General features: G+C 39.5%; 1 pseudogene. It reads left to right on the forward strand.

Going from position 1 to position 324, the window contains the following annotated elements:
- Nucleotides 1-28: 28 nt before the first annotated feature.
- Nucleotides 29-286 (forward strand): annotated as a pseudogene (locus ACSG5Z_RS29990) (cupin); the annotation flags it as partial.
- Nucleotides 287-324 lie beyond the last annotated feature (38 nt).

Genomic DNA, 324 nt, shown 5'->3' on the forward strand with positions numbered 1-324 from the left:
TATAGTGGGCTCGTAGTTGTTAATAAGAGTCAGTATTGGTGCTATGCATTTACGAGAGAATGGAATAATTGGATATCATGAAGCAGTTGTATCTCAGCTGCTTCTTATTGTGGATGGAGAAGGATATGTATGCGGAGCAGATAAAGAAAATGTGAAGGTGGAAGCGGGACAGGCTGTGTTTTGGGAGACGGGAGAATTTATTGAAAGGACTACGGTAAAGGGATTGATCGCAATTGTCTTTGAGTCGGAGGAACTAGAGAAAGGAGTATTAATAAAAGAAGTGTGAAAATTTGATGATAAAGGTGTATAAGGAGGGGATTACTA

The sequence above is a fragment of the Bacillus pretiosus genome (assembly GCF_051294775.1).
In the GTDB taxonomy this organism is placed as follows: domain Bacteria; phylum Bacillota; class Bacilli; order Bacillales; family Bacillaceae_G; genus Bacillus_A; species Bacillus_A wiedmannii.